The sequence below is a fragment of the Paeniglutamicibacter sp. Y32M11 genome (assembly GCF_019285735.1).
In the GTDB taxonomy this organism is placed as follows: Bacteria; Actinomycetota; Actinomycetes; order Actinomycetales; family Micrococcaceae; genus Paeniglutamicibacter.
Genome location: NZ_CP079107.1, coordinates 3617069 through 3642585 on the forward strand (window position 1 = coordinate 3617069; position 25517 = coordinate 3642585).

At 60.7% G+C, this 25517-nt stretch carries 26 protein-coding genes and 1 pseudogene; 16 read left to right on the top strand and 11 right to left on the bottom strand.

Translation table 11 applies throughout. The features are described from left to right. The first annotated feature begins 88 nt into the window (after positions 1-88). Positions 89-526 carry an acyl-CoA thioesterase gene (locus KUF55_RS16045; RefSeq protein ID WP_132359969.1) on the top strand — a complete coding sequence of 146 codons (438 nt, stop codon included), beginning with the start codon at positions 89-91 and terminating at the stop codon, positions 524-526. A 103-nt stretch (positions 527-629) separates the two neighbouring features. Here the strand turns inward: KUF55_RS16045 and KUF55_RS16050 are convergent, their stop codons facing one another. Next, the gene (locus KUF55_RS16050; protein ID WP_218817262.1) at positions 630-2015 is read right to left on the bottom strand and encodes an NtaA/DmoA family FMN-dependent monooxygenase; all 1386 of its coding nucleotides are present in this window, start codon (positions 2013-2015) and stop codon (positions 630-632) included. Further along, positions 2012-3505 (bottom strand): annotated as a pseudogene (locus tag KUF55_RS16055) (amino acid permease). The gene KUF55_RS16050 and the pseudogene KUF55_RS16055 overlap by 4 nt, the downstream one beginning before the upstream one ends. Positions 3506-4035: 530 nt before the next feature. Between KUF55_RS16055 and KUF55_RS16060 the strand changes: the two are divergent. Continuing rightward, complete coding sequence (locus tag KUF55_RS16060) at positions 4036-4533, top strand: septum formation family protein (RefSeq protein WP_218817263.1); 498 nt, start codon at positions 4036-4038, stop codon at positions 4531-4533. 6 nt (positions 4534-4539) lie between these two features. Here KUF55_RS16060 and KUF55_RS16065 read toward each other — a convergent pair whose 3' ends face one another. The 4 genes from KUF55_RS16065 to trxA form a co-directional block, all read right to left on the bottom strand. Beyond that, positions 4540-4950 (bottom strand): DUF2695 domain-containing protein, encoded by a 411-nt coding sequence (locus KUF55_RS16065; RefSeq protein ID WP_218817264.1) that lies wholly within the window; start codon positions 4948-4950, stop codon positions 4540-4542. Between the two features lie 132 nt (positions 4951-5082). Next, on the bottom strand, positions 5083-6294 hold the full coding sequence (locus KUF55_RS16070; RefSeq protein WP_218817265.1) for a pyridoxal phosphate-dependent aminotransferase: 1212 nt from the start codon (positions 6292-6294) through the stop codon (positions 5083-5085). 553 nt (positions 6295-6847) lie between these two features. Next, positions 6848-7132: a hypothetical protein gene (locus KUF55_RS16075; RefSeq protein ID WP_218817266.1), complete on the bottom strand. Its 285-nt coding sequence runs from the start codon at positions 7130-7132 to the stop codon at positions 6848-6850. Between the two features lie 241 nt (positions 7133-7373). Next, positions 7374-7739, bottom strand: a complete 366-nt coding sequence (trxA, locus tag KUF55_RS16080; RefSeq protein WP_218817267.1) for a thioredoxin — start codon at positions 7737-7739, stop codon at positions 7374-7376. A 639-nt stretch (positions 7740-8378) separates the two neighbouring features. Between trxA and KUF55_RS16085 the strand changes: the two genes are divergently transcribed. From KUF55_RS16085 to KUF55_RS16110, 6 genes are all read left to right on the top strand, one after another. Further along, positions 8379-8924: an alternate-type signal peptide domain-containing protein gene (locus KUF55_RS16085; protein ID WP_218817268.1), complete on the top strand. Its 546-nt coding sequence runs from the start codon at positions 8379-8381 to the stop codon at positions 8922-8924. Between the two features lie 19 nt (positions 8925-8943). Further along, positions 8944-9528: a hypothetical protein gene (locus KUF55_RS16090; protein WP_218817269.1), complete on the top strand. Its 585-nt coding sequence runs from the start codon at positions 8944-8946 to the stop codon at positions 9526-9528. Then, complete coding sequence (locus KUF55_RS16095) at positions 9525-10094, top strand: signal peptidase I (RefSeq protein ID WP_218817270.1); 570 nt, start codon at positions 9525-9527, stop codon at positions 10092-10094. Before KUF55_RS16090 ends, KUF55_RS16095 begins: the two co-directional genes overlap by 4 nt. A gap of 251 nt (positions 10095-10345) precedes the next feature. Then, positions 10346-10702 (top strand): hypothetical protein, encoded by a 357-nt coding sequence (locus KUF55_RS16100; protein WP_218817271.1) that lies wholly within the window; start codon positions 10346-10348, stop codon positions 10700-10702. Beyond that, on the top strand, positions 10699-11268 hold the full coding sequence (locus KUF55_RS16105; protein WP_218817272.1) for a hypothetical protein: 570 nt from the start codon (positions 10699-10701) through the stop codon (positions 11266-11268). The genes KUF55_RS16100 and KUF55_RS16105 overlap by 4 nt, the downstream gene beginning before the upstream one ends. A 1-nt stretch (position 11269) precedes the next feature. After that, on the top strand, positions 11270-12403 hold the full coding sequence (locus KUF55_RS16110) for a hypothetical protein (protein ID WP_218817273.1): 1134 nt from the start codon (positions 11270-11272) through the stop codon (positions 12401-12403). 218 nt (positions 12404-12621) lie between these two features. Here KUF55_RS16110 and KUF55_RS16115 read toward each other — a convergent pair whose 3' ends face one another. From KUF55_RS16115 to rlmN, 4 genes are all read right to left on the bottom strand, one after another. Further along, positions 12622-13416: an oxygenase MpaB family protein gene (locus tag KUF55_RS16115; RefSeq protein WP_218817274.1), complete on the bottom strand. Its 795-nt coding sequence runs from the start codon at positions 13414-13416 to the stop codon at positions 12622-12624. A gap of 109 nt (positions 13417-13525) precedes the next feature. Continuing rightward, positions 13526-14455, bottom strand: coding sequence for a DUF808 domain-containing protein (locus KUF55_RS16120; RefSeq protein ID WP_218817275.1), 930 nt, complete (start codon positions 14453-14455; stop codon positions 13526-13528). A 182-nt stretch (positions 14456-14637) separates the two neighbouring features. Continuing rightward, the gene (locus KUF55_RS16125) at positions 14638-15105 is read right to left on the bottom strand and encodes a carboxymuconolactone decarboxylase family protein (protein ID WP_218817276.1); all 468 of its coding nucleotides are present in this window, start codon (positions 15103-15105) and stop codon (positions 14638-14640) included. A gap of 52 nt (positions 15106-15157) precedes the next feature. Continuing rightward, complete coding sequence (rlmN, locus tag KUF55_RS16130; RefSeq protein WP_255557484.1) at positions 15158-16363, bottom strand: 23S rRNA (adenine(2503)-C(2))-methyltransferase RlmN; 1206 nt, start codon at positions 16361-16363, stop codon at positions 15158-15160. Positions 16364-16985: 622 nt separating this feature from the next. Here rlmN and KUF55_RS16135 point away from each other — a divergent pair. The 8 genes from KUF55_RS16135 (at position 16986) to KUF55_RS16170 (ending at position 24348) form a co-directional block, all read left to right on the top strand. After that, the gene (locus KUF55_RS16135) at positions 16986-17483 is read left to right on the top strand and encodes a MarR family winged helix-turn-helix transcriptional regulator (protein ID WP_218817278.1); all 498 of its coding nucleotides are present in this window, start codon (positions 16986-16988) and stop codon (positions 17481-17483) included. After that, complete coding sequence (locus KUF55_RS16140) at positions 17480-18598, top strand: polyprenyl synthetase family protein (RefSeq protein ID WP_218817279.1); 1119 nt, start codon at positions 17480-17482, stop codon at positions 18596-18598. The genes KUF55_RS16135 and KUF55_RS16140 overlap by 4 nt, the downstream gene beginning before the upstream one ends. Beyond that, positions 18599-19534 carry a phytoene/squalene synthase family protein gene (locus KUF55_RS16145; RefSeq protein ID WP_255557115.1) on the top strand — a complete coding sequence of 312 codons (936 nt, stop codon included), beginning with the start codon at positions 18599-18601 and terminating at the stop codon, positions 19532-19534. Next, positions 19531-21153 (top strand): phytoene desaturase family protein, encoded by a 1623-nt coding sequence (gene crtI, locus KUF55_RS16150; protein WP_218817280.1) that lies wholly within the window; start codon positions 19531-19533, stop codon positions 21151-21153. Before KUF55_RS16145 ends, crtI begins: the two co-directional genes overlap by 4 nt. Further along, the gene (locus tag KUF55_RS16155) at positions 21150-21509 is read left to right on the top strand and encodes a lycopene cyclase domain-containing protein (protein ID WP_132360000.1); all 360 of its coding nucleotides are present in this window, start codon (positions 21150-21152) and stop codon (positions 21507-21509) included. Before crtI ends, KUF55_RS16155 begins: the two co-directional genes overlap by 4 nt. Beyond that, positions 21506-21832: a lycopene cyclase domain-containing protein gene (locus KUF55_RS16160; RefSeq protein WP_132360002.1), complete on the top strand. Its 327-nt coding sequence runs from the start codon at positions 21506-21508 to the stop codon at positions 21830-21832. The genes KUF55_RS16155 and KUF55_RS16160 overlap by 4 nt, the downstream gene beginning before the upstream one ends. 2 nt (positions 21833-21834) lie before the next feature. After that, positions 21835-22692, top strand: a complete 858-nt coding sequence (locus KUF55_RS16165) for a prenyltransferase (protein ID WP_218817281.1) — start codon at positions 21835-21837, stop codon at positions 22690-22692. A 114-nt stretch (positions 22693-22806) separates the two neighbouring features. After that, positions 22807-24348 carry an FAD-dependent monooxygenase gene (locus KUF55_RS16170; protein WP_255557116.1) on the top strand — a complete coding sequence of 514 codons (1542 nt, stop codon included), beginning with the start codon at positions 22807-22809 and terminating at the stop codon, positions 24346-24348. Here the strand turns inward: KUF55_RS16170 and KUF55_RS16175 are convergent. Next, entirely contained in the window at positions 24345-25496 is a 1152-nt protein-coding gene (locus KUF55_RS16175) for a hypothetical protein (RefSeq protein ID WP_218817283.1), read from the bottom strand. The genes KUF55_RS16170 and KUF55_RS16175 overlap by 4 nt on opposite strands. Positions 25497-25517: the final 21 nt, after the last annotated feature.

Sequence of the window (25517 nt, forward strand, 5' to 3'; positions counted from 1 at the left end):
GCAGCGCCCGCACATCGTCGCCCATCGTGCGGCATGGTTCGCATCACGAATCGGTCTCCGACAACCGCAAACGCCATAGACTCGGAACATGAATACCGGTGACATTACATTCCACACCCGTAAATGGGTCAGGCCCGAAGACCTCAATGCCAACGGCACTCTCTTCGGAGGAAGTCTGCTGCGCTGGATCGATGAGGAAGCGGCCATCTATGCCATCGTCCAATTGGGCAACGGATTTGCCGTCACCAAATACATGTCCGAAATCAATTTCGTCTCATCGGCCCGACAGGGCGACCTCATTGAAATGGGTCTGACGGCAACCCACTTCGGCCGCACGTCGCTGACCATGCGCGCCGAAGTTCGCAACATGTTCACCCGCCAGTCGATCCTGACCATCGAGAAAATCGTCTTCGTGAATATCGGATCCGACGGAAACCCGGCCGCCCACGGCTATTCGGAAATTACCTACGATCGCGACCGCATTCCCGGCGAACACCTCAAGATCGTCCCACCAGAAGACTGCTAATAACCGACTGCGGCCGACCGATAACATCGGTCGGCCGCAGTCGAAACAACTTCCATTCGGCTCATCACCCGCGGGCACTAGTCATCGCCGAGGGTTAGTTGATTTAGCTCTGGGTCTGCCGGAACGATGCCCCGTACGACGTTGATGCCAGCAGATCCGACTTATCACTGCGCAGTCTGGAACGCAGCGTCCCCGATTTCGGTTCCGAATCGTAGAGTCCGCGAGCAGTCAGCTCCGGGACCACGAATTCAGCAAAATCGTTGAGCGTTCCAGGGCTCACCAGGGGATTGATCATGTAACCGTCAAGACCAGAGGTTGCCGCATGCGCCTGAATCTGGTCTGCAACATCGGCCGGTGTCCCGATGAATAGCAGGTCGGTGCCGCGGGTGACATTCTCGAATTTCCGTCGAACGTCGCCGGCGGTCAGCGGCTTATCCGCCGGAGCGCCCTTAACAACGTAAGACGTCAGACCGTTGCTCTCGGTGGTGAGCGGTTCGTTGTCTGCATACTTGCTCAGATCGATGCCCGTGTCCCCGGCATAACTCACCAGCTGTGCTTCCAGGTGGTAATTGCTTTGCAGGTCGTCATATTTCCTTTGCGCCTCGATAGCGGTGGGCGCGGTGATGATCCGGGCCAAGGCCATTGATCGAATCTCGCCAGCGGGCCGTCCGCGTTCGGCCGCACGCCGATGAATGTCAGCCAAACCGGTGGCAATTTCGTTCGGGTCCTTCTTGGGTAAAAGCACCATTTCGGCGTGCTTTGCGGCAAACTCACGACCACGTGGCGACCAGCCGGCTTGGTAGAGAGTGGGTGTCCGCTGCGAGGACGGGGAGGTGAGCGATGGCCCGTCAACCCGGAAGTGTGATCCGACATGATTGATGGGCTGAACCGACCCCGGACGGGCATAAACCCGTTCCGCCTTATTTGCCACAACAGCGTCCGCCGCCCAGCTGCCCTCAAGAAGCTTGTAGATAACGTCCATAAATTCGTCCGCCCGCTCATACCTGTCGGCGTGCTTAAGCATCTCGTCCATGCCGAAGTTGCGTGCAGCGCTGGAGAGATATGAGGTCACAATGTTCCAGCCGATACGGCCGTTACTGATGTGGTCCAAGGTGCCAAATCGCCGGGCAAGCGCGAACGGGTGTTCGTAGGTCGTTGATGCGGTAATCACAAACGAAAGACGTTCGGTCAGCGCGGCCAAGGCAGGTACATAAACGAAAGGGTCATTTGCCGGCGCCTCCACCGCCCAACTGAGCGCAGCATCGGCTGAACCACCATAAACGTCATAGAGGCCTAGCACGTCCGCGAAGAAGAGCGCGTCAAGGTTTGCCTCTTCGGCGGTGATGGCAACGTTCTTCCATCGATCCAGGGAATTGACCTGAAGACGGTCATCCAGCGGGTGAGTCCAAAGGCTCGGTGCGCCGCCGCAACCAACGCTGGCCTGCTCGTAAAGGGAAAAGAGAAGTGGAGAAGGGGATGAATTGCTCATCGAATCGTGACGCTTTCGTTCAGGCTGGCCGCGGAACGGCGACCATGGCGGAGATAAAAGAAGAGGTAGCAAGCGGCCACAAACGGGACGCCGAAGTAGAGCGCGGCTACCTGATTTGGATCAAAGGCAAGCCCGACAACCGAGATCAGGCACAGGGTGAAGGCAAGAATCGGCACCACCGGGTAGAGCGGTGACTTGTAGACCAAGGCGGCGACGTCTCCGCCTGCGCGGACGAAGTTTCTGCGGTGGAAGAAGTGCGAAGCAGAAATGGACATCCACACACCCACCACGGCGAAACCGGCAACCGATACCAAGACCAGATATACAGATTCGGCCGCCATGACGCTGGAAAGAAGTGAAGCCAGCCCACCGAGCATGCTGATGCTCAGCGCTATCAACGGAACGCCACGACGAGTGAGCTTTCGGCACACTTTCGGCGCGTGACCTTCATCGGCCAAGGAGAACAGCATACGTGCGCAGGAATAGAGTCCACTGTTGCCCGCGGACAACAACGCGGTGATGATAACGAAGTTCATGATGTCCGCCGCGTAGGGAACTCCCAGGCTGCCAAACACTGTCACGAACGGACTTTCATCCAACCCCACATTTTCATAAGGCACGGTGGCGGCGATAACCGTGATGGCGCCAACGAAGAAGATCAACAATCTAAAGACCGTCGCCCGCAAGGCTTTAGGAATGGAGCGCGCCGGATCCTTCGTTTCGCCTGCGGCAACACCAATCAGTTCCGAGCCAGAGAACGCATAAAACACTGCGAGGGTGGTAACCAGAACGCCGGAGAATCCTTGCGGGAACAGGCCTTCACTCGTGACAAAGTTGGTCAGCAACATCGGCGTTCCACCATCGGTTGCCAGAGGCCGAAACCCCAGCAAAGCGGCGCCACCGAAGATGATCAAAGCGATGATCGTTGCCACTTTAACCAGGGACAACCAGAATTCTGCTTCTCCAAAGAGGCGTGCGGAGAAAGCGTTGAGCCCGAATACGAGAACGGCAAATACCAAGCACCACACCCAAACCGCCACGTCCGGGAACCAACGCTGCATCAGCAGACCGCTGGCCGTGAACTCCGAGCCCAGAGCAACGGCCCAGCATAGCCAGTAGAGCCACGCGGTCGTGAAGCCGGTTGCCGGTCCAATGGACCTAGCTGCGTAAATGTGGAAGGCTCCGGCCACGGGTTAGAAAATCGCCAGTTCACCGAGGCACGACATCACCAAATAGACCACAAACGCACCGACGAGGTACGCCAAAACGGCACCTAACGGGCCAGCCTGAGCGATGGTGTAACCCGAACTGAGAAATAGCCCCGAGCCAATGACGCCACCCATCGCGATCATAATGAGGTGACGCGGACCCATGGTGCGCTGCAATCCGGACGACGGTTCTGAATCCGAAGTATGTGATCCATGAGCAGCTGGACCAGAGCCGGAAACCTCTCTTCGTCTAGAGGTCGTGGTCGCTGATTCTTGCTGCATAACTGGTGCTCCGAGCGCGTGGGTAATAATTGCGCGTTCAACGCTAGGTGGCGTCGGTAATGCACTCCGGATGCATGTCGTCATGTTTCTTTATATGAACCTTATGTTTCCTGCTGAACACCGTCCGTGACTCAACGGAAACGTCATCTTCCGCCTAAATATCAACACCTCATCAAATTCATGAGATATCACCTCCCGACCGTTGGAGCGCTGGCCGCTACTCCGAACTAATGCCCCGGCAGTGATCCCGGGCGTCATACATCAGATCGCCGAACATTTCGGCAGGCGAGGGACTGACGTTCGATTCTCTCGGTCGCCACCTAGTCCTGCGCGACTGAATCAAACGAGGCAAAAGCAGTCCCTATCGAAGCCGACATCAACATGGTCAGCAGTTCCGCCGCGCTGAGTACTCCGGATCGGAATATTATTAAAATTTAGCAAGGAGAATCAATCAGACGTTCTCGTCTTTCGAAGATTTACGACGACAAGAATGATGTTTTCGACTAGGATTCATTTACAAATTCGTCCCTGTGAAGGAAAAGATGATTAAATCTACGGCCGCTGTATTGCTACTTCTCGCTGGGCTACTGACCTTGAGTGGTTGCTCTTTGATTCCTCCCAAGGAGGCACCCCGTGGCGATGACGGAACGATTAGTGAGGAAGTAGACGCTGACGCGTTCTCCATCCGCCTTGGCGATTGCCTCAATGATCCCGGCGAAGGCGATCTGGACCGGGTCCCAGTCATCCCTTGCGAAAAACCACACGAATTTGAGGTCTTTCACGAGTTCACCATCGATCAAGAGAAGTTCCCGGAGACCGTCGAAGCCATGGATGAGCTAACGGAGTCAGGTTGCATGAACGCCTTGTCGACCTTCGTGGGCGTTCCTTACGAGGAATCCGCGCTTGATTTCACGGTCATGCAGCCCACCGTAGAGAGCTGGGCGGACGGCGACAAGATCGTTCAGTGCCTGATTGGCGACCCTTCGGGCGCGAGGACCTCCGGTTCACTACAAGGCATCCACGCCTAGTCCGGGTTAAGCGCATTTGGTCTCGGCACGGAAGACCCCTGCGCCCCATTGGATTCCGGTGCGCATGACCCACAGTTCGCAAGGTTTGATGGTACCCAGCCGCACCTTGTGACATGGCGGAACGTAGCTGTAATCGCTTGGATTCTCCGCTTCTCGAGGCCAGAATGCCTCGTTGGCCCTGAACACGTTCATCATGACTTCGCAATCACAGTGCCCGCCGAGCGCGGGAAATTTTCGCTCCAGAGCGGTGGCCCTAGGTGCCCGCAGATCTCTGTACGTGGTGCACCATTTCAGGCCGGTGCATCCGTGGCTGAGCATGCGGTTCAGGTAACACGCCAGACACTCGTAACGCTGTGGAATCAGCATTTTTACGACCTTGAGTGCGTCCTCAAGTTCGTCGACCGTGTATTGCTCCATGATGAAGGCTCCTTGAATCGGTGGAGTCTTCATCATGGAACCGATGCGCTACGGCTGGCAGTTGCGCTGCTCCCTACGGTGCATAGCCGCAGCGTCGACGCAGCAACGGTGCGGGGAAGCGCAGGGAAATCGTCATTTTTCGCTGTTGGTCTGGAATCGCACGATGCGCTCGATGGCCTCGGTGACGGCGTCGTAGCCGGCAGCAAAGCTCAACCGCACATGCCGGTACCCACGCACTGGATCAAAATCGGTGCCCGGGACGATCGCCACCCCGGCATTTTCCAATAATGCGGCACAATACTGAGTTGAGTTTTCATAGGTCCCAAGTGCCTCACCCAGATCCGCGTAGAGATAGAAGGCTCCGTCAGCCGGCGCATGCTCGCCCCACCCCAGACGCTGAATCGAGCCAAGAATGGCGGCCCGGGTCCGCGCGAATTCGGCAACCCGAGTCTCCGCCTCGACGTAGGATTCCGCACTGAAGGCGGCCAACGCGGCGTATTGCGCGGGGGCCGGAGGACAGAGTGCCACGTTACCCGCCAGCGCGTCGACGGTGGGCAACATGTCGTCCGGGACCAGCGCCCAACCCAACCGCCATCCAGTCATCCCCCAGTATTTTGAGAAGCTCGATATCACGATGGCGTTGGTGTCCAGCTCCCAGGCGCAGACCGAGCGTCTGGCTTCGATCCCTGGCTGCGGGTAATCGATGCCATGGTAAATTTCATCGCTGATCAGTCGCACACCTCTGGCACTGCACCACGCCGTGAGCTCTGCCAGTTCGGCGCCGGTGACCATCGTTCCGGTCGGATTTGCCGGGGAAGCAAGCATCAACCCATCAAGCTCCCCATGTTCTTGCCAGGCCGCTTCCAACAAGGCAACAGTGGGCTGAAATCGCGAGACCGACCCGGCGTCCAGTTCAATGACCTCAATGCCCAGCGTGCGCAGAATATTGGCATAGGCGGGGTACCCGGGACGAGCCAGCGCCACTTTGTCACCTGCGTTGAAAGCCGTGAGAAACGTGAGCATGAAGGCACCAGAGCTACCCGTTGTCACGGCGACGTTGCGAGCCGGAACATCAATGTCGTACCAATGTTTGTAGTGCCCTGCAATTGCCGCACGCAGTTCAAGGATTCCCAGAGCGGGCGTGTAGGTCATGGGTGCGCCCGAGCCGTGAATTTCGGCCGCGCGCTGAGAAACCGCGGCGGGCGCTCCAGCATTTGGTTCACCGGCACACAGGGAAATGACATCTCTGCCCTGGGCGCGCAGCTGGGCCACCCTGTCCAGAATATTCATGACCTCAAAGGCCGGAACCTTGGCCCGGTCTGCGACCTTCAAACTACGCTGCATTGTTCCTCCGAATCACTGGCTTCTGGATCAAGAGTGTCACAGGCGTTGGTATTAACAAGATAGTGAAAAGCAAAGGATCCGACGTCGGCCCGATTTTCGGTTCGAAGAGTGCACACCCGGTGACCATGAATTTTTCCCGTTAATGTCCATGGACCGCTCGTCGCATGGGTCGTGTATCGCGGACGCGGATGCCATTGCATTGGTCTGCACACGGTATGCGTCACGCCTGAGCGTCCATTGAAATAGAGCACGTTGGACTCGTAGTCGGCGCGTGGGCCATGGCCATCATGAGTCTCGGCCATTAATGACCAAACTTGTGGCAACATCCAACTCTCTGGAACCCTTCAACCAGCTCGGTCAATCCGAAGGGCGGTCGCTTCGCACGTGTCCCTCGAGCTTGGGCAGTCAGCCCACATCCTGAACCAATCCACTGCTTCGGAGCGGTCCCCCCGAGCCTTCGCCGAATGTTGGCGGCCAACGCGGTCCATCACAAGTATCGGAGCCCGCGAACGGTTCAGAAAACGCCACATCACTCAACGTCACCCAAGGAGGGTCAGGCGGCAATTTGTTCTTGGCTTTTCTGAGGGAGCAAAGGCGCAGGGGTCCAATATTCGTGGAAACCGCGGGTTGTCATATCCGTGTAGACGTTATCGATCAGATATTGGCCGCCACAGTTGGAGGGGTTAATGCCGTGGGCATGGCGGGCAGTGATGTCGGCAGCAGTTTGGGCGATATGAATGCTGTGGGCTGACCCAATCCAGATGCTGCCGTGGTAGACGAGCCAAGAGGGGCTAGCGTAGGGGTTTTTGCGGACGATGGTATGGATAGGGGTTTGCATGGTGTGTTCCTGCCGGGGTGGAGGATGGGTGGGGATGGTTTGTACTTTGCTCGTCAAGATGTCGCCTTCCTGATGATTATTCGTAGCCGTGGGTATTCCGGTTGCCACTGAAACCCACTGATTTCATCGACTTTTCTTCGGAGTCGACTTGGGTCGGTATGATCGGCAGAACTTTTAACGCCCGAGGGCCCCGCCGACACAATTGCCGGCGGGGCCCTCGGAGTCTTCTTGGTGCCTTAAGTTATGCGGTGGCGCTGGCGGCGATGTCCTTTTTGATGGCGTCCATGTCCAGACCCTGAACTTGTCCGATCAGGTCCTCCAACGCTTCAGCAGGCAGCGCGCCCGGCTGCGAGAAAACGAGGATCCCGTCCCGGAATGCCATCAGAGTGGGAATCGAGGTGATGTTGGCTGCTGCAGCTAGTCCTTGCTCGGCTTCGGTGTCGATCTTGCCGAAGGTAATGTCAGGGTACTTTTCGCTTGCTGCTTCAAAAACGGGTGCAAAATTGCGGCAGGGACCGCACCACGCGGCCCAAAAATCCACGAAGACGGTACCCGGAGAGGTGATGGTTGGTTCAAAGTTCTTTGCTGTCAGTTCTATGGAAGCCATAGATGTTCTGTCCCTTCGAGAGAGGTGTCCGCGGACTCCGTATCGAATCCTCAAATGGCATAACGATACCCGCGGAGGTAAAATTCCGTTCAGTATCTGTAAACCTTTGAGGGAGTCACCACATGTGTAAAAAAGTCACCTGCGACAGCTGTGCCAAGCCAACCTGGGCAGGCTGCGGCGAACACATCGAAGACGCTCTTGGTGATGTTGCCATTGCGGATCGCTGCAACTGCAACTAATCGACGTTTCTCCACCAGTGGGCCCCCGCATTGCCGGGGCCCACTGCCATTCTCAGGACGTTGTTGTACACGTCGTGCCGGGTTCGGATGATGGTCTCGACACATCGGCTGAGGCGGAATGCCCGATTCGAGGCCTTCGGCACTTGGGGCATCTCGGTTGACGTCACAACATGGACACATTTTGTCCTTCGCCATCAGGCACGACCGGTGTCGTTCGCAGAATATTCCGTCAGATGTACGGTTTTTAGTAGCAAATGATCGATGGTGGCAATTTGGCGAAATGGGAACCGTTTATGCTGCCTTTTTCCGAATCTTCTACCGGACGGGCTTATTCCCAACGAATGGGCTTTACTAATAGGGATGCCTATGGGGGGCACGTCTAGCGTGAGGAAATGAATAAATGAAAAAGGTAACAAAGGCGACTATCGCCGCTGCGGCCGCAGGTGTATTGCTGGTTGGTGGCGCTGGCACAGTCGCGCTGTGGTCCGACTCAATGGATGTCGATCCAGGCGCGGTGAGCACCGGTCACCTGACGCTCGATGCTTCCGCGGCCGGAACATGGACCGACGAGACCGAGGGTGCGGCAATCACCACGTTCCGTCCTGGCACGGACCACCTGGTCCCGGGCGACACCATCGTCTACACCCAGAACGTCATCATCGGCGCAGACGGCAAAAACCTTAAGGGTGAGCTGACCGCTACCGGCCTGACTGGCGGTACTGCAGTTCTCCCCGCCGACGTTTCCGTCGATGTTGCTGTTGCAGACTCGGCAGTCGGCCTGAGCCAAGACGGTGAAATTATTACCTTTGGCGAGGCTGACACCTACACCGTGCCGGTGACCGTTACGGTGGCGTTTGCCCCATCTGCGGTGGGATCCATGGATGAACTTGTCGATCTGGGAAGTATGACGCTGACGCTGAACCAGGTTGCGCCCGTTCAGCCTTAACTTCGGCACAGGTTCCTATTTGCCTAAACAGCTGAAGGTCGCCGTTGTAGCGGCCGTGCTTTTGGTGCTCCTTATGAGCGCCCAGGGCACGGCCGCCCTTTGGCGTGCCGATGGAACGATCGATGCTGGCACCGTCAGCACCGGCAACATGCACCTACTGGCCGGCAGTGGACCGGCTACCAAGCAGAACTATGAGTTCACCGACCTCGACGGTGCCAACTTAGTACCGGGCCAGTTTGTCCAGGCACCACTGACCATCACCAACAGTGGCACTACGGACTTGGACTACAACTTGACCGGTGCCACCACTTTGCCAGCTTCCCCAACTCTTGCGGACACTGCCTTAGCGGAGTTCAGCACACTGACCATCGCGGCGGGCTTGAGCGCGACAGAATGCAGCGCTCGTAACACGCTGACGGCGCCGTTGTACAAGGGGCCAGCCGTCGAGGTGGCCACATTCGTTCAAGCTCGTGCCCTGACCACAACCACCGACTCTAACTCCGAGGTTTTGTGTGTTCGTGTAGAAATCCTTCCGTCAGCACCACAGACCGCGGCCGGTGGCCGCCTCAACCTCGTCTTGAATTTCACGGGGCAACAACAATGACCGCTCCAACACGTGCCCAGTTACGCCGTGAACGTGAGAAGACCGGGGTGCTCTGGTGGGTCGGTCAGACGGCATCATATCTAGCGCTCTTTACCGTCTTGACATTGCTCGCCGTCATGATTGTGATCCCGCGATTGGGCGGCGCCACACCGTACACGGTTTTGACCGGATCCATGCGTCCGGGCTTGCCTCCGGGTCACCTCATCGTGGTTCGTGCCGTTGACCCCAACGAAATCCGCGCCGGAGACGTGGTGACCTACCAGGTCAAATCCGGCGAACCTGGAGTCGTGACCCACCGGGTGGTGGGTGTAAGCACCACGACAGGCGGCGAACAACGCTTCATTCTCCGCGGCGACGCCAACAACACCAACGACGCGCCTATCCTGCCGGAACAGATCCGCGGGAGCCTTTGGTATTCGCTGCCGTTGTTGGGATATGTCAATTCAGCAATCACAGGACAGCAACGTTCCTGGCTGACGTGGCTCGCTATCGGAGGTCTGCTCACGTACTCGGTCGTGATGATTGTCGGCGCCTGGCGCGACAAACGACGGCAGGAATCACCATGATAAATCAGCGACTTTTTCCCCACCTGCTACTCGGGACGGTAGTTCTCCTGTGCCTCGGGATGGCACCGAGCGCCGCACATGGAGCACCGCCCGCAGCAGGCGAAGTAGGACTGAGCTACAGCACCGATGGAGTGAATTATTCGAGCTCTCCCCCGCAGATCTTCTCATCCATGCCCCGATTTGTCCCGGGCGACGAGGCTCACGCCCGCTTATGGATCCGCAACGCCCGAGCCGATGCAGTGGATATCTCCGTGCAGCCAAGCCAGCCCGGCGTTTCGGGCGTGAAACTGACTCCCAGCTATTCAGGGATGACAGGGCTGGACGCAGGCACTTTATCCGCCATCTCGCTATGGGCTTCGCTCCCCCTCACTGCATCAAACCGTACACAAAACCAAACAACCGATAATCTGCGGTTGCGACTGAATGCACAAGCTGCGGTTCAGGAAGCGAATACGCCGCCTGTGTCGCCGGGCGAATTGGGCGAAACTCGCTTCGCCAGTGGAATCTTTTCACTGATTCTTGGCAAGCTTGGCGTGGACGGCGTGCTGTATGCAAAGTCCAGGCGTCGTACGAACCAAGAGCCCACGATGGAAGGTGACCAGTCATGAGCAGACGAGGGATGCAGGTCAAGGCTCTGCTGTCCATGGGAATTTTGGTCGGGTTCGGTGCAGTTTCGACGCTTGCGGCATGGACGGGGACGGCCACCGCCACGGCAGAAATTAGCGCTGCCAAGGTGTCGCTGGGCGTTGGAGAAATGGCCGGTGCAACATCCAACGATTACATAGTGCCCATCACCGGAGCCAATTGGTATCCTGGAATGAATCAGGCAGCACTGGTGGTCGTCACAAACACCAGTCCCATCGCGGTGCCCCTCTCGATTACGGGAAGCGTGCCGGATACGGGGACCAACACCCTCGGCAACGCCTTGAGCGTGGTGGTAAAGGCGGGTGGGTCAGTCGACGGGACGGCACCGGCCGCCACCTGTTCTGGCACTTTGGTAATCAACAAATCGGCCGGGGCAGATTTCCCTACGGCTACTTCCCGTCCCACTTTGGCACCGGGTGCCAGCGAAACCCTTTGTGTGCAATATTCTCTTCCGGCCACCGCATCCAACACATTGCAGGGAAAATCAACCACCGTGAAACTGACGTTCACCGCAACGGTTGGGTCCTGACATGCGAGGCGAGAACCGGCATCACAAGTATCAGTACGTTACTGAGCGCTGGCATCGTTGGGCACTCAATTTTGGCGCGGTCCTCGGATCGTTGTGTCTGATCCTCGCCGCCTTGACCTTCATGTTTGGGCTCAAGCCCCTGATCTTTGCCTCCGGATCCATGGGGCCTCAGATTCCAACGGGGTCACTCGGTATTGCAGTGCCAACGCCTGTTGCCGAGGTGTCGCTTGGTCAGGTGGTGTCGGTCGTGACGAGCGAGGGCACAAGAATCACGCACCGCGTGCTGGAGAATCGTCCAGAAGGTTTGGTACTGAAGGGCGATGCCAACGCCGTGGCCGATCTTCAGCCCTACGCGGTCGCCGACGCGGACCGGCTCTTGTTCAGCATTCCACTGCTGGGCTACGTGGTGAGCTGGTTCAGCCAGCCCTGGGCGTTCTTCCTCGGCGGACTTCTGTGTGCCTACTTGTTGTACGTGGCGTTCCTCAGGCCCGAATCTGGAAATTCTGCTGGGGACGATGATCGAGGGGAAGCGTCAGTTGATGCTTCCGTCGAGACCGCCCCCGAGCAAAGTTCCGACCCGGGATGGTGGCGCCGCACTTTTGTGCGAACGGGTACGGTGCTCGCCGTGCTCGCGCTTGTGGCCGGACTCGGACTCAACACGCATGTGGAACGCACTCAAGCTGCGTTTCATGGATCAGCGATTGCAAGCGCTGGAGTTACCGCAGCCTTGGCAACTAGGCCGGTGTCCGCGACGTGCGCGAATCTCGTCAACAACAAAAATACGATCAAGTTTACGTGGTCCAGTCCCCCCACTGTTCCCACGAAATATCGCGTGGAGGTGGTCCAAACAACTAAATCCGGAGGGACCATGGTCGGTGGAAAGTCCGGCAGCGTAGAGATCGATGGGACGGCTACATCCTACGAGACGAGTAACGCCAACTCGACTGATCTATTGGGTTCGCTCCTGGGGATCTTACTGGGGTACGACATGTATTTCACCGTATCGATTACATCCCTCTACGGAAGCAAATGGTCTTCGACACCCGTAACGTTTGCCGGCGTTAACGCTACAGCGCCGACCCTGCTCATTCTGGGTGAATACAAATTGACGTGCCCAGCTAATCCGACCGCTTGAACCATTTAGCTAGCCGTGCTGTCTCATACAAGAGTCAAGCTCCTTGGACGCCATCCGTCAGCATCGCGAAGTTTCCGACGCCAGTAGCTTTTCAAGCCAACGCATTGGCAGTCTGATTACCTCGTTCTGATTAACACTCACCATGTTCATGCTTGGGGCATCACCTGCAATTGGGTTAGCTCCTTCGGTTCGCGCTTCACCGATCACATGCCAGGTGCCTAGCGACCATCGAGTCGTTTGAGGTAGTACCTCATGGGAAGGTGTCGAATCGCGCGCGGCAATACACGCACGGCCATGCGGGCACACCGCAGCACCCATTCCAGCCGGCGTTGCAGACGCTCACTGAAATTGAAGCCGTACATGGTGCGAACGTCGTGCGGCAAGAGACCAATGCTGACGAATCTGGCCAGCGGCATCACCAAACGGATCCAGAGCGGTGCGTGCTTGGCAACCAACAGCTCATGAGCGACCTGACGCACACGAGCATCAACTTCCAGCCTCGCGCTGGCTTCTGCCCAATAGACCGCGAAGTCGGCTCGGGTGGCCGGCCACAGGTGCGCTGGCATCCCCAGCTCGGTGCCCAGGCGCGCATAATCGCGATACAGTTCCTCGGCCGTGTCATCATCAAGTGCAGGGAATACTGCCTGCTGAATGATCATGGCCGAGTCGTACAGGGTGGCGGCCACCCATAACTGCAGTTTCGGATCACGCGCCGAGTAGGCCGGGTGAGATCCGTCCTTGGCGGCCGGCGCCCTAACCGGTGCATGGGCCGCGTGCACGATCGCACGAACCTTGGCACGTTGTTCGTCGGTGCCGTTGCTCAAGGCATAAATGTAGGTCAGGGTGCCGTTGAGTCGACCTAACGGGTTGCTGGCAAAGTTTGAATGCTGCGCCACCCCATGGCCAACTCCGGGCATCGCCAGCTGCAACAGAATAGCGCGTCCACCTCCCAAGAGATACACGCTCTCCGGGGCGTAGTGGGCAAGAATTCCCTGCTCGCTGGGCTGATTCATGATTCTATTCTGCCTGCTCGGTCTGCGAATTAGCTCCGAGGCCGAGACTCACTGCTCCCCACGCGCCGCGGTGGGCCAGCACTTTGAGCGCCGCCCACCACGGGTGGTTTTAGTGCTTTTTACGCAGCTTGCCAATTCCCATGACAACGCCGGTGATCCCGGAACCGATGATGAGACCGGCCACGCAGGACAACGCGGTATTGACGCACCAGCCGAGGAACGCGCCGAAGGACCCGGTCGCGTGAACAACCATTTCTTCGAGGTGGTGAACGAAGCCGTATGGAGCATGCCAGCCGAGTTCATCCAGGCCAACGAGCAGCAGGTGTCCACCGACCCACAGCATGGCGATGACGCCCACCTTGCTCAGGAACGACATCACCAGCGGCATGCCCTTGACCAGTCCACGACCGAAGGCTTGGGAGAACTTTGACTTGCGTTGTGCCAAGTGCAGCCCGATATCATCCATTTTAACGATCAGGCCCACCGCACCGTAAACAGCGATCGTCATACCGATCGCCACGGCGATGAGGATCAAGGTCCGGTTGATAAAGCTCTCGTGGGCAACCTCATTCAGCGAGATCACCATGATTTCGGCAGAAAGCACCAGATCGGTGCGCACCGCAGCCCTGATGATGGATTTCTCATCTCGAACCTCGGTTGCCTCCCCACCATGGTGACCGACGAGCCCCACTGCTTCGAGGACCTTTTCGGCGCCCTCGAAGACCAGGTAGCATCCGCCGATCATCAAAATTGGAGTCAGTGCCCACGGGGCAAACTGCGACAAGATCAGAGCCAGCGGCAGAATGAAGAGCAGTTTGTTCCGGATGGAACCCACCGCAATCTTCCACACCACCTTGAGCTCGCGCTGTGGAGTGAGACCGTCAACGTACTGCGGCGTGACGGCCGCATCGTCGATGACCACACCTATCGCCTTGGTGCTGGCCTTAGCAGCACCAAGGGCAATGTCATCCAGGGAAGCTGCAGTGACTTTCACCAGTGCAGCGACGTCATCAAGAAGTGCTACTAGACCGCCGGCCATTGTGATTCCTCCATCAATCCGAAGGCGGCGCATTTCGCACAACCGTGAATTAAGATTACCTAGTTTCCGAGCTACTTCTGTCGGATTCGAGCCGAGAGTTCTGGATAAAAAACGGGAGTTACACCACGCTAAGCCCGGAAACCGGGTTTATCCGAGTCCTCTAACACCGAAGCGCGCTGACCCTAGTTGGAGCGCGAGCGCACCGGGTGCTGGGAGAGAATCGAGACCCGGTTGAAGGAGTTCATGGCGATCGCTGCCCACTGGATCGCGGAGAACTGCGCATCATCCAGGACCTGGCGGGAAGCGGCGAGCTCGGCGATCCGGGTCTCGGAATCCGGCAGCACCGTGGCGGCCTCGGCCACGGAAAGCGCCGCCGCTTCCAGCTCGGTGAAAAGCGACGTTTCACGCCACGCGGTGAGTACGGCCAGGCGTTGGGTGGTCTCGCCGGCCTCGAGCGCGAGACGAGCATGCATGTCCAGGCAGAACGAGCACCCGTTGATTTGGGAGATGCGCACATTGAGCAATTCGATCAGCCGCGTGTCGAGCCCCGCAGCGGCCGTTGCTTCCTTGACCTTCAGCGAAAGCCCATTCAGCGCCTTCCAACTGGCGGTGTCGGACTTGTCGAGGAAGAACGGTGCTGACAGCGACATCAAAAACTCATCTCATCAATGGCGCGTGGCGCCCCAACATGGTGGTTACAGCCTACTCAGCCGCGGCGAGCTGACCGCAGGCGCCGTCGATTTCCTTGCCGCGAGTGTCGCGCAGCGTGGTGGGAACGCCAGCGGATTCCAGACGGTCAATGAATTCGGCGGTGACGTCCGGCTCCGATGCGGTCCAGACCGAGCCCGGGGTCGGGTTCAACGGGATCGGGTTCACGTGCACCCAGCCGCGGCCACGGGCGTTAAGCTTGCGGGCCAACAGGTCCGCGCGCCAGCCGTGATCGTTCATGTCCTTGATCAGCGCGTACTCGATGGAGACGCGGCGACCGGTCTTCACGTAGTAGGCGTGTGCGGCATCTAGAGCCTCGTCAACCTTCCAGCGGGAGTTCACCGGGATCATTTCATCACGCAGTTCGTCATCCGGTGCGTGCAGCGACAGGGCGAAGGTGACCGGGACATTTTCCTCGGCCAGCTTCTTCATGGCGGGGACCAGTCCAACGGTGGAGACCGTGATGCCGCGGGCGCTCATGCCCAGGCCCTCGGGGGCTTCTGCCACCATGCGGTGCACAGCGTTCATGACGCGCTTGTAGTTGGCCAGGGGTTCACCCATGCCCATAAAGACAATGTTGCCCACGCGCTCTTCGGGGTGCTTCTGACCGCCCAGGCCGCCCTCGGCGATCACGCGGTTGGCCTGGACAATCTGGTCCAGGATTTCGGCGGTGGACATGTTGCGGGTCAACCCCGCCTGTCCGGTGGCGCAGAAGGGGCAGTTCATGCCGCAGCCGCACTGGCTGGAGATGCACAGGGTGATGCGATTGCTGTAGCGCATCAGTACCGACTCGATCAGCGAGCCGTCGAAGAGGCGCCAGAGGAACTTGATGGTCTTGCCATCATCGGTGGCAAGACGCTTGACCTCGGTGAGCAGCTTGGGGAACATGGCCGCGGCCAATTCGGCGCGACGTTCCTTAGGCAGATCACTCATGAGCTCGGGATCGGTGGTGTAGTGCTGGAAGTAGTGCACCGAAAGCTGCTTGGCGCGGAAACCTTGCAGGCCCATTTCCTTGAGCTTGTCGGCACGTTCGGCCAACGTGAGGTCAGCAAGGTGCACCGGCGGCTGCGACACGCGAGCCTTGGCGGTGAACTGAAGCTGCGGGCGGCCGTCCTCACCCATGGCCTGCTTCCACCCTTCGGCGGTGGGGCGCACCTGAGCGCGGCCCTCTGCCTTGGCCCGGGATTCGGAGATACGCATCTGCTGGGCGCCCTGGGCGGCAGCTTGCTCGGCTCGGCGTGCTGCCCGTTCGGCTGCATTGGGCTCGGCAGCGGAAGGTACGGTCTCTGGGGTAATTTCGGGGGAAGTCATCGTTTCCATTGTCCCACGGGTATCTGCTATCTGTGCGGTGAGATTGGGCACCACCATCAACTTCCGTTGCCGCCGCGAAAGGTTCGTGCACCATTGCGTGCCCGACCACCGCTTTACCGCGATAGCGCGCGCTGGACTGGACCCGATTCGGCACCGAGCTGAGGGCAGACATGCCCAAAAAACGCGTCGCCGAGGTGGCAGGCCATGTCGAATCGTGCGGGCCGGGGACGCTGAACACTGAGTCGTCGTCCGGCCAGGCGCGACGGCGACTTGGCGGGGCACCAATACCGCTTCCGGCCACGATAGGGCTCAGGTAGTCAAGGGGCGCAATAAGAAGCATCAGCGGGCCCCGATCGTGCGACATTCGCCCTCACTCCCCGAAAAACGCACGCGGGAAGTTAATACTCCGGCAAAAATTTGTTAAATCTCTTAGTGCCACTCGACAAATCAGTACTTGGTAAACCATCATGTATCTAACAAAGCTAGTAATCAACCTATCGAGGAATAGCTGATGGAGCTCCACCCGGACGAGAGATCGGACCCACACACGGCGTCCATGCTGCTGCACTCGGTGCTGCGGCTCAACGATGTCATGGAGCATTCCCTGTGCCTCCATCTTGGAATCAACGAAACAGATTTCCACGCCCTGCAGCACCTGATGCTGGATCACCCGATGACGCCCGGGGACCTCGCCGCGAAACTGAACATCTCCAGCGCCGCCACCACCGCCCTGATCGACAGGATGAGCGCGCACGGGTTCGTCATCCGCTCGGCCCACCCCACGGACCGGCGCAGCCTGCTCCTTCATCCCAGCCCCCTCGCCGTTTCTCGAACCATGACGGCCCTGCGCCCACTATTTGCCGATGCGGAACACGCCATCCACGGGCTCACCCCCGAGGGGCAGCGATCGGTGGTGCGCTACCTGGAACACATCCTCGCCGCCATGCAAAACCGTATCGACACCCTGACTCCTCCCGCCGCCACCAAGAAACGGAACGAACGATCATGAGCCTGCCCAGCCACAGTCCCGCGCAGACTAGCAGCCCGCCAGCCTCCATGGAATCTGGCGCTCTTCAACAGCGAGTCAGACGTCACTTGGTCACCGTCATCCACGAACACCGGGAAGCCGCCGGAGAGTATTCCACGGCCACCCAAACACTCTGGTCCCGCATTGAATTGGCCCTGGAGGGTGGCAAACTCACCCGACCGCGACTGGTGTTGCTGGGCCACGAGGCCTTTGCGGCTCGCACGGAGCAGGCAACCGACTCCGAGGACGGTCTGGAACGTGTCATCCAGATGGGCTGCGCCTTCGAGCTGCTCCACGGCTCGCTGCTGATGCACGACGACGTCATTGACCGCGACTTCACCCGCCGCGGGCGCCCCACCCTCTCGGCCTTGTACCGCGATGATGCGTTGGCCCGTGGCAAGTCCGCGCAGGACGCCGAACATGCTGGACACTCGGCGGCCATCATCGCCGGCGATCTGCTGCTGGCGGCCGCCATCAAGTTGGCGCGCCGCGCCGCGGATTCACTTCCCGCGGCCGACGCCATTGAAGATTCCTTCCACCAAGGGATCCACCATGCCGGCGCCGGGGAGCTCGAGGACTTGCTCTTCTCGCTGGACCCCGTTCCGGCACAGGTGCATGAGGTGCTGCGCATGGAAAAGCTCAAGACCGCCGCCTACTCCTTCCAGGTGCCACTGCACACCGGAGCGCTCCTGGCCGGCGCCGATGCCGCCGAGGCCGCGGCCCTGGCCAACATCGGCAGCCAGCTGGGCGTCGCCTACCAGCTCATCGACGACATCCTCGGGACCTTCGGAGATCCCGAACAGACCGGGAAATCCATCGAATCGGACCTGCGTGAGGGCAAAAGTACCATCCTCACGGCCATGGCCGCCGCCACTCCCGGCTTCGCGGCCCACCTGCAGCTCTTCCGCGATCCGGACGCGAACGTGCCGGCCATGCGCTCGGCCCTGGAGGCCACCGGTGCCGAGCGTTTTGCCCGGCAATTGGCGCAGGATCTGTGCTCCGGCGCCACCTCGGCCTCGCGCACGCTGAACCTACCGGACCGGGTCAGCTCCGAGCTCGAGGGCTTTGCCGACTTGATCCTGAACCGGGGTGCTTAGATGATGAACGGACCCACCCTGGCGCGCACCGAAGGCCCCACCGCTCTGCAGCGCTATTCCGCCACCGCCAGCAGCAGCGCCCGGGTGGTCATCACCCGGTATTCCACATCATTCTCGCTGGCCTGCCGCATGCTGGGCAGCCCGGCCCGCGAGCACATCTCCAACGTCTACGCCCTGGTTCGGCTGGCCGACGAGGTCGTCGACGGCGTCGCCCGCGAGGCGGGCCTGAAAGCTCAAGAGGTGGCAGCGGCTCTGGAGCAGCTCGAGGCCGAAACCGAGGCGGCGCTAGCCAGCGGCTACAGCACCAACATGATCGTGCACGCCTTCGCCTGCACCGCAAGGTCCCAAGGCATCACCACGGAGCTGACTCGCCCGTTCTTCGCCTCCATGCGCAGCGACCTTTTGGTGACCCGCCACGACGACGCCACTCTCCAGGGCTACATCTACGGGTCGGCGGAGGTCGTGGGACTGATGTGTCTTGCGGTGTTCCGCTGTATGCCCGACGCCCCGGCCGGGCACGAGGCACAAACCGAAACCGCCGCCCGCCGCCTAGGCGCTGCCTTCCAGAAAGTGAACTTCCTGCGCGACCTGGCCACCGACACCTCGGAGTTGGGCCGCAGCTACTTCCCCGGACTGGACCCCACGGCCTTCTCCGACGAGCACAAAAACGCCTTGGTGCGGGAGATCGGCGCGGACCTGGACGCCGCCGCGCTGGGCATCGCGCATCTGGCTCCACGCGCCGCCCGCGCCGTGGCCATGGCCCACGGACTATTCAGCGAACTCAACCACCGGCTCGAACGCACCCCCGCCGCCGAGCTCATGACCCGGCGGATCTCGGTGCCCAACGGACACAAGGCCATGATCGCGCTGCGTACCGCACTGGGTCGACGCCCCTCGATCACCACCAGCAACCCGGCAACCAAAGGACAACCATGAAAAAGGCATCCCTGCCGGCGCCACGCCGGGTGGTGGTCATCGGCGGAGGATTCTCCGGGTTGGCCACCGCCGGCCTGCTCGCCACCTCCGGGCACCGAGTCACCCTGCTGGAAAAGCAGGACGATCTCGGTGGCCGCGCCGGACGGCTTCAGCGCGACGGATTCAGCTTCGATACCGGCCCGTCCTGGTATCTCATGCCCGAGGTCATTGAGCATTGGTTTACCCTCATGGGGACCTCCACCGAGCGCGCCCTGGATCTGGTGGATCTGCCCATCGGCTACCGCACCTGGTTCCAGAACGAGTACACCCCGCTGGATATGCCGTCCGGGGCCGGGGCCCGGGATGCCTTTGAATCCCTCCAGCCGGGTGCCGGGGCAGCACTGGATGACTACCTGAAAAAGGCCGCCGAAAGCCACGATCTAGCCCTCGAACACTTCCTCTACGCCGATCTTTCCGCCCCCGCCTCCGTGCTCGATCCACGGCTATTGCCGCTTCTGCCCAAGCTCGCACCGCTGCTGGCCGGCTCCTTAGCTGACTTCGTGGCCAAGCGCTTCAGCGATCCGCGCCTACGCCAGATCCTGGGCTATCCCGCGGTCTTCCTGGGCTCGAGCCCCAAGCGCACCCCGGCGCTTTACCACCTGATGAGCCATCTGGACCTCACCCAGGGAGTGCAGTACCCGATGGGCGGCTTCACCACGCTGGTTGATGCCATGGCCGCACTCTGCAGGGATGCCGGGGTAGAGATCATCACCGGGGCCCGGGTCACCGGAATCGAGGTGTCGGGCACCGGTGCGAAGGCCAGGACCCGGGGCGTGCGCTGGGTTCAAGACGGCGCGCAGCGGCACCTCGAGGCGCAGACGGTCATCGGAGCCGCAGATTTGCACCACCTGGAGACCGAGCTGCTCCCGGCAAAACATCGCTCCTCCTCGGCGGCCAGTTGGAAGCGGCGCGATCCGGGACCCAGCGCCGTATTACTCTGCCTGGGCATCCGGGGTAAGCTCCCGCAACTCAACCATCACAATCTGCTCTTCACCGCCGATTGGGATGATAATTTCGGACGCATCCACCGCGGGGAAGACCTCGCGGAAGAAACCAGTTTGTACGTCTGCATGCCCAGCGCCACGGATCCCTCCGTGGCACCGGCGGATCATGAGAACCTCTTTATCCTGATTCCCGCACCGGCGCTTCCGGCCTGGGGCACCGGCGGGCCGGACGGCACCGGATCGGCACAGGTGGAGGCGGTTGCCGATGCCGCGCTGGAGCAATTGGCCGGCTGGGTGGGGATCGATGACCTGCGCGAGCGTGTGGTGGTGCGCCAGAGCTTTGGCCCCGGCGACTTCGTGCAGAACGTTAATGCCTGGCAGGGCGGGGCCCTGGGGCTGGCCCACACGCTGGGCCAGTCTGCCTTCTTCCGTCCCTCGAATCACAGCACCAAGGTCCGCGGCCTGCACTATGCCGGCAGTTCGGTACGCCCGGGCATCGGCATTCCGATGTGCCTGATCAGCGCGGAAATCATCGCCAAGAAGATCAACGGGATCGCGGACAAGGGACCCATCGACCCCCACCATCCCGCGTGGTCGCTTGCCCCCACGGCATTGGCCCGGGAGACACGCCCGTGACCTACCTGCTGATCCTGCTGGCCCTGATCGCCTGCATGGCGGCCATCGATGCCAAATACCGACTCTTCGTTTTCGCCAGTCCGCTACCCGCCGCACTGGCGCTGCTCGGGGGCACCGCGATGTTCCTGCTGTGGGACGTGATCGCCATCGATTTTGGCATCTTCCTGCACCGCGACTCGGCCCTGATGACCGGGCTCATGCTCGGTGATCAGTTGCCACTGGAAGAGGTCTTCTTCCTGTTTTTCCTCTGCTACAACGCAATGATCCTGTTCACCGGCGCCATGACCCTGAAGGTACGCCGCGCCGCGCGGAGCCACCGTTCAGCACCCGTAACGAACCTGGAGGAACGCTCATGAGTTTCGCCCACCTATCCAGCTACTTCATGCTTGGCTCCTTGCTCCTTTTCGCCGTGGCACTGCGCGTGCGCCGCCGCAGGCTGAGCGAGGTGGCCCCCGCGATCGGGCTCACGATGCTGGTACTGCTGGTGCTGACCGCGGTATTCGACAACGTCATGATCGGCTCGGGACTCTTCGACTACAACAACCAAACCCTGCTCGGCATCCGCGTGGGACTGGCCCCGCTGGAGGACTTCAGCTACCCGTTCTGTGCGGCGCTTGTGGTCCCGGCCCTGTGGCTACTGGCCGGGGGCCCTGTCTCCGGCAGCGGAAGGGACGCCTAGAAATGCTGCGCGAACTCTTGTTGACGTCCCGACCCATCTCCTGGGTCAATACCGCCTACCCCTTTGCCGCCGCCTATCTGCTGGCTTCGGGGCGGATCGACTGGCTGTGGCTGGTGGGAACCCTGTTCTTCCTCATCCCCTATAACCTGGCCATGTACGGGATCAACGACGTCTTCGACTATGAATCGGACCTGTTGAACCCGCGCAAGGGCGGGGCGGAGGGTGCGGTGGTGGATCGAAGCCGGCACCGGGGAATCCTGCTGGCCTGTGCGGTTCTCTGTGTCCCGTTCCTGATGGTGCTCGCGGTGGCGGGTTCCTGGCAGGCGAACCTGGTGCTCTTGGCCTCCATGGCGGCGGTCTTCGCCTACAGTGCCCCGCGCTTGCGTTTTAAGGAGCGACCCTTCCTGGACTCGCTGACCTCCAGCACCCACTTTGTCTCCCCCGCGCTCTACGGCCTGGTGTTGGCCGGGGCGCACCTGGATGTCGCCGCGGTCGCGATCCTACTGGCCTTCTTCCTCTGGGGCATGGCCTCGCATGCCTTTGGTGCGGTGCAAGACATCGTGCCCGACCGCGCCGCATCCCTGGGCTCCATCGGCACGGTGCTCGGCGCCAAATGGACCGTCCGCTTTGCGGCTGCCGCCTATCTCTGTGCCGGCCTACTGCTGTTGAGTACCGATTGGCCCTCTCCGCTGGCCGCGGCCCTGGTCCTGCCCTATGTGGCCAATGTGCTGCCCTACGCGCGGTTGAGCGACGAGGATTCCGCCGAAGCCAACACCGGATGGCGGCGCTTCCTCTGGTTGAACTACCTCACGGGGTTCCTGGTCACCATGCTGCTGATCTTCTACATTCTGGGCCGTTGACTCCACCCGTGGCCCTAACGTGGAAGTCCACCGGACCCAGAATTTGCCCCCTGGTTACCCGCCGCTCGGCTCCCACCGGTGATTTGCACAGCTTTCGGGCGTAGCGTGAGAACCATGGACGCGACCCTACTTCACACAGACGTTTTGGTTATCGGCGCAGGTCCCACGGGACTCATGGCGGGGGCCTGGTTACAAAAATTCGGGATCCCCGCCCTGGTGATTGACCCGAAGTCCGGCCCCACCCGCGAATCACGCGCGCTGGCACTGCAGGCCCGCAGCATGGAGATCTACCGGCAGCTGGGGCTGGCGGAGAAGGTCAAGGAGCGTGCCGTGCCCGCCGGCGAACTGCGCCCCGGCATTGGAGCGCGCAGTTTCAAGAGCATCAAGCTCAACCGCCTCGGCTACTCCCAGACGGCCTATGCCGGGCTGACCATGCTGGAACAAAGCGCCAATGAAGAATTACTCTCCGAACAGTTGGCTGCCGGCGGCCACGACGTTCTCTGGGGACACGGCTTTGACTCACTCCAGGACACCGGGGAACATCTGCTGATCAAGTGCACCGGACCCAACGGCCCGGTGGATATCACCGCGAGCTACGTGATCGCCGCGGATGGGGCGTCCTCCCCCGTCCGCGAATCTCTGGACATCAAGTTCAAAGGCAACACCAACGACGAGGTCTTTTACGTCCTCGACGCCCAGGGGGTCACCGGCACCGGATCGGGCATCAATCTGCGCTTCTCCGAAGAGAACTTCATGCTCGGTTTCCCCATGGGCCCGGGTGCCGATGGGGCACAACGCCGCCGGCTGCTGGGTATCCTGCACGATCCTGCCACCGCGTCCCAGAGGCCCGACATCGATGAGGACCGCGCCCGGAATAACCTGCGCGACGAATTTGGCATTCGCTATTCCTCGGCCGCGTGGTTTGCGACCTACCGGGTGCACCACCGCGTGGCCGAACACTTCGCCAAGGGTCGAGTCTTCCTGGCCGGGGACGCCGCCCACATTCATTCACCGGTCGGTGCGCAGGGCATGAATACCGGATTGCAGGACGCCCATAACTTGGTCTGCAAGCTCGCAGACGTCCTGACCGGGCGCATGCCGGAGTCCTATCTGGCGCGTTATGAGGCCGAGCGACGTCCGGTGGCCCTACGCCTGGTGGCCACCACCGACAAGCTCTTCGCCGCGGCCACCGCCAACACCACCCTGGCCCGCTTGGTACGCACCCGGCTGTTGCCCATGATCTGGCCGATTGCCATCCGCCTGATGGGGCGGATCCCCGCCGGACGCCGCGCCTTCGGCTACCTCTCGCAGATCCGTATCCATTACTGGATGGACGACGGGGCAGCGGACCGCGCCACCCTAGCCACCGGGTTTGCCAGAACCCGACGCCGCGGCGCGGTGCTGGGCCGCCGACTTCCCTGGGTACCCAATCGCAGCGGGGAGCATCCGGACAACTTCGAGGTACTTAACGACGCCAGCTGGCAGGTACACATCTATGGGCCGTTGGGCAGGGAACGCGGTCAAGAGTTGGCCGATGAATACTCGGTGCCGCTGCACGAGTTTGCCCCGGCCCCCAAGCGTTCGCTACCCGATGGTTCGGTGGTGCTGGTGCGCCCGGATATGTTTGTGGCCCACTTCGAGGTGGCCAGCACCTAGAGCACCGAGCTTCTGGCCGCCAGCACGTCAAAGAGCTCCTGTTCCTTCACGGCGAGCGCCGCGGCGGTGGTGCGGATGAACACCACCAACCAGCCGAAGACGATGCCCACCACCGCCAGTTCAAAGGCCGTGAGGTTGTAGTAGGCCAGCGGCTGCCAGAGCAGGGCCGCGCCCACCAGTCCCAGGAAACAGGCAAAGGACAGCAGGTGAAAAATGGCGGGGAATCCCGGGAGCCAGAGGGCCGCACCCACCAGGAGCACCACGATGAATCCCGCCGCGATGCGCACCACCCCCGAATGCACCGTGGGCGAGAGACTCACCGGGATCAATCCGATAAAGATGACACAGAGCCCCAGACCCAACAGGCAGATACGCACCACCAGCGGTCTGGGCCGGATGATGGTGGCTCGTGGTTTTCCGACCACATCGGCATACTCGTCACGGATACTGGCCAAGAGGCGCACATCGCGGACGATGAATGCGGTGAGCATCGAGAGCACCAGCCCGGAGATCACCAGGGTGAAGTTAAAGGTCCAGAATGAGGTGGGGCCGGCGGCCCGGGTGCCCAGCGCGGAGAACATCGACTGCCACCAATAGGGGTTATCGGCTGCCAGCATGGAGATGAACACTCCGGTGGCCATGAATACCGCCAGCAGGGTAGAGAGGGATTGGGCGCTCATCCGCGCGGCGGAGACCAGTGCTATGTACCCGCTGATACCCGCACAGACACCCACCATCAACGCCGCCGCGTAGCTATCAACCGTCAGACCGAGGAACGCGTTCTGGATGATCCGGAAGCTCACCAGGGCTGCCATGGAGGACATCGCGCCATGCAGGATCACCAGGGCCGCGGCATTGGTGATTTGCCGGTAGAGCGGGAGTTCCGAAAGCCACTGCTGGCTCTTGGCTAAAAACTGCACATAACCCAGCACGCTGCCTCCGGTGGCAGCGATCGCGGCCAGCACCGCGGCGGTCACGGCCACCGAACGTGTCCCGGAGAGATCCGGTCGATAGCCGGCGAAGGCGATCAGCCCCACCAAGCCGCCGAGCACCGTGGCTCCAAGACCCACCCACAGGGCCCAGCTTTCGGTGCGTAGCTGCACCTCGGGTGGGGCTAGGGGGTATCGCGGTACGGGTTGATTTTCCACGCCTTTGATTCTGCCATCCTT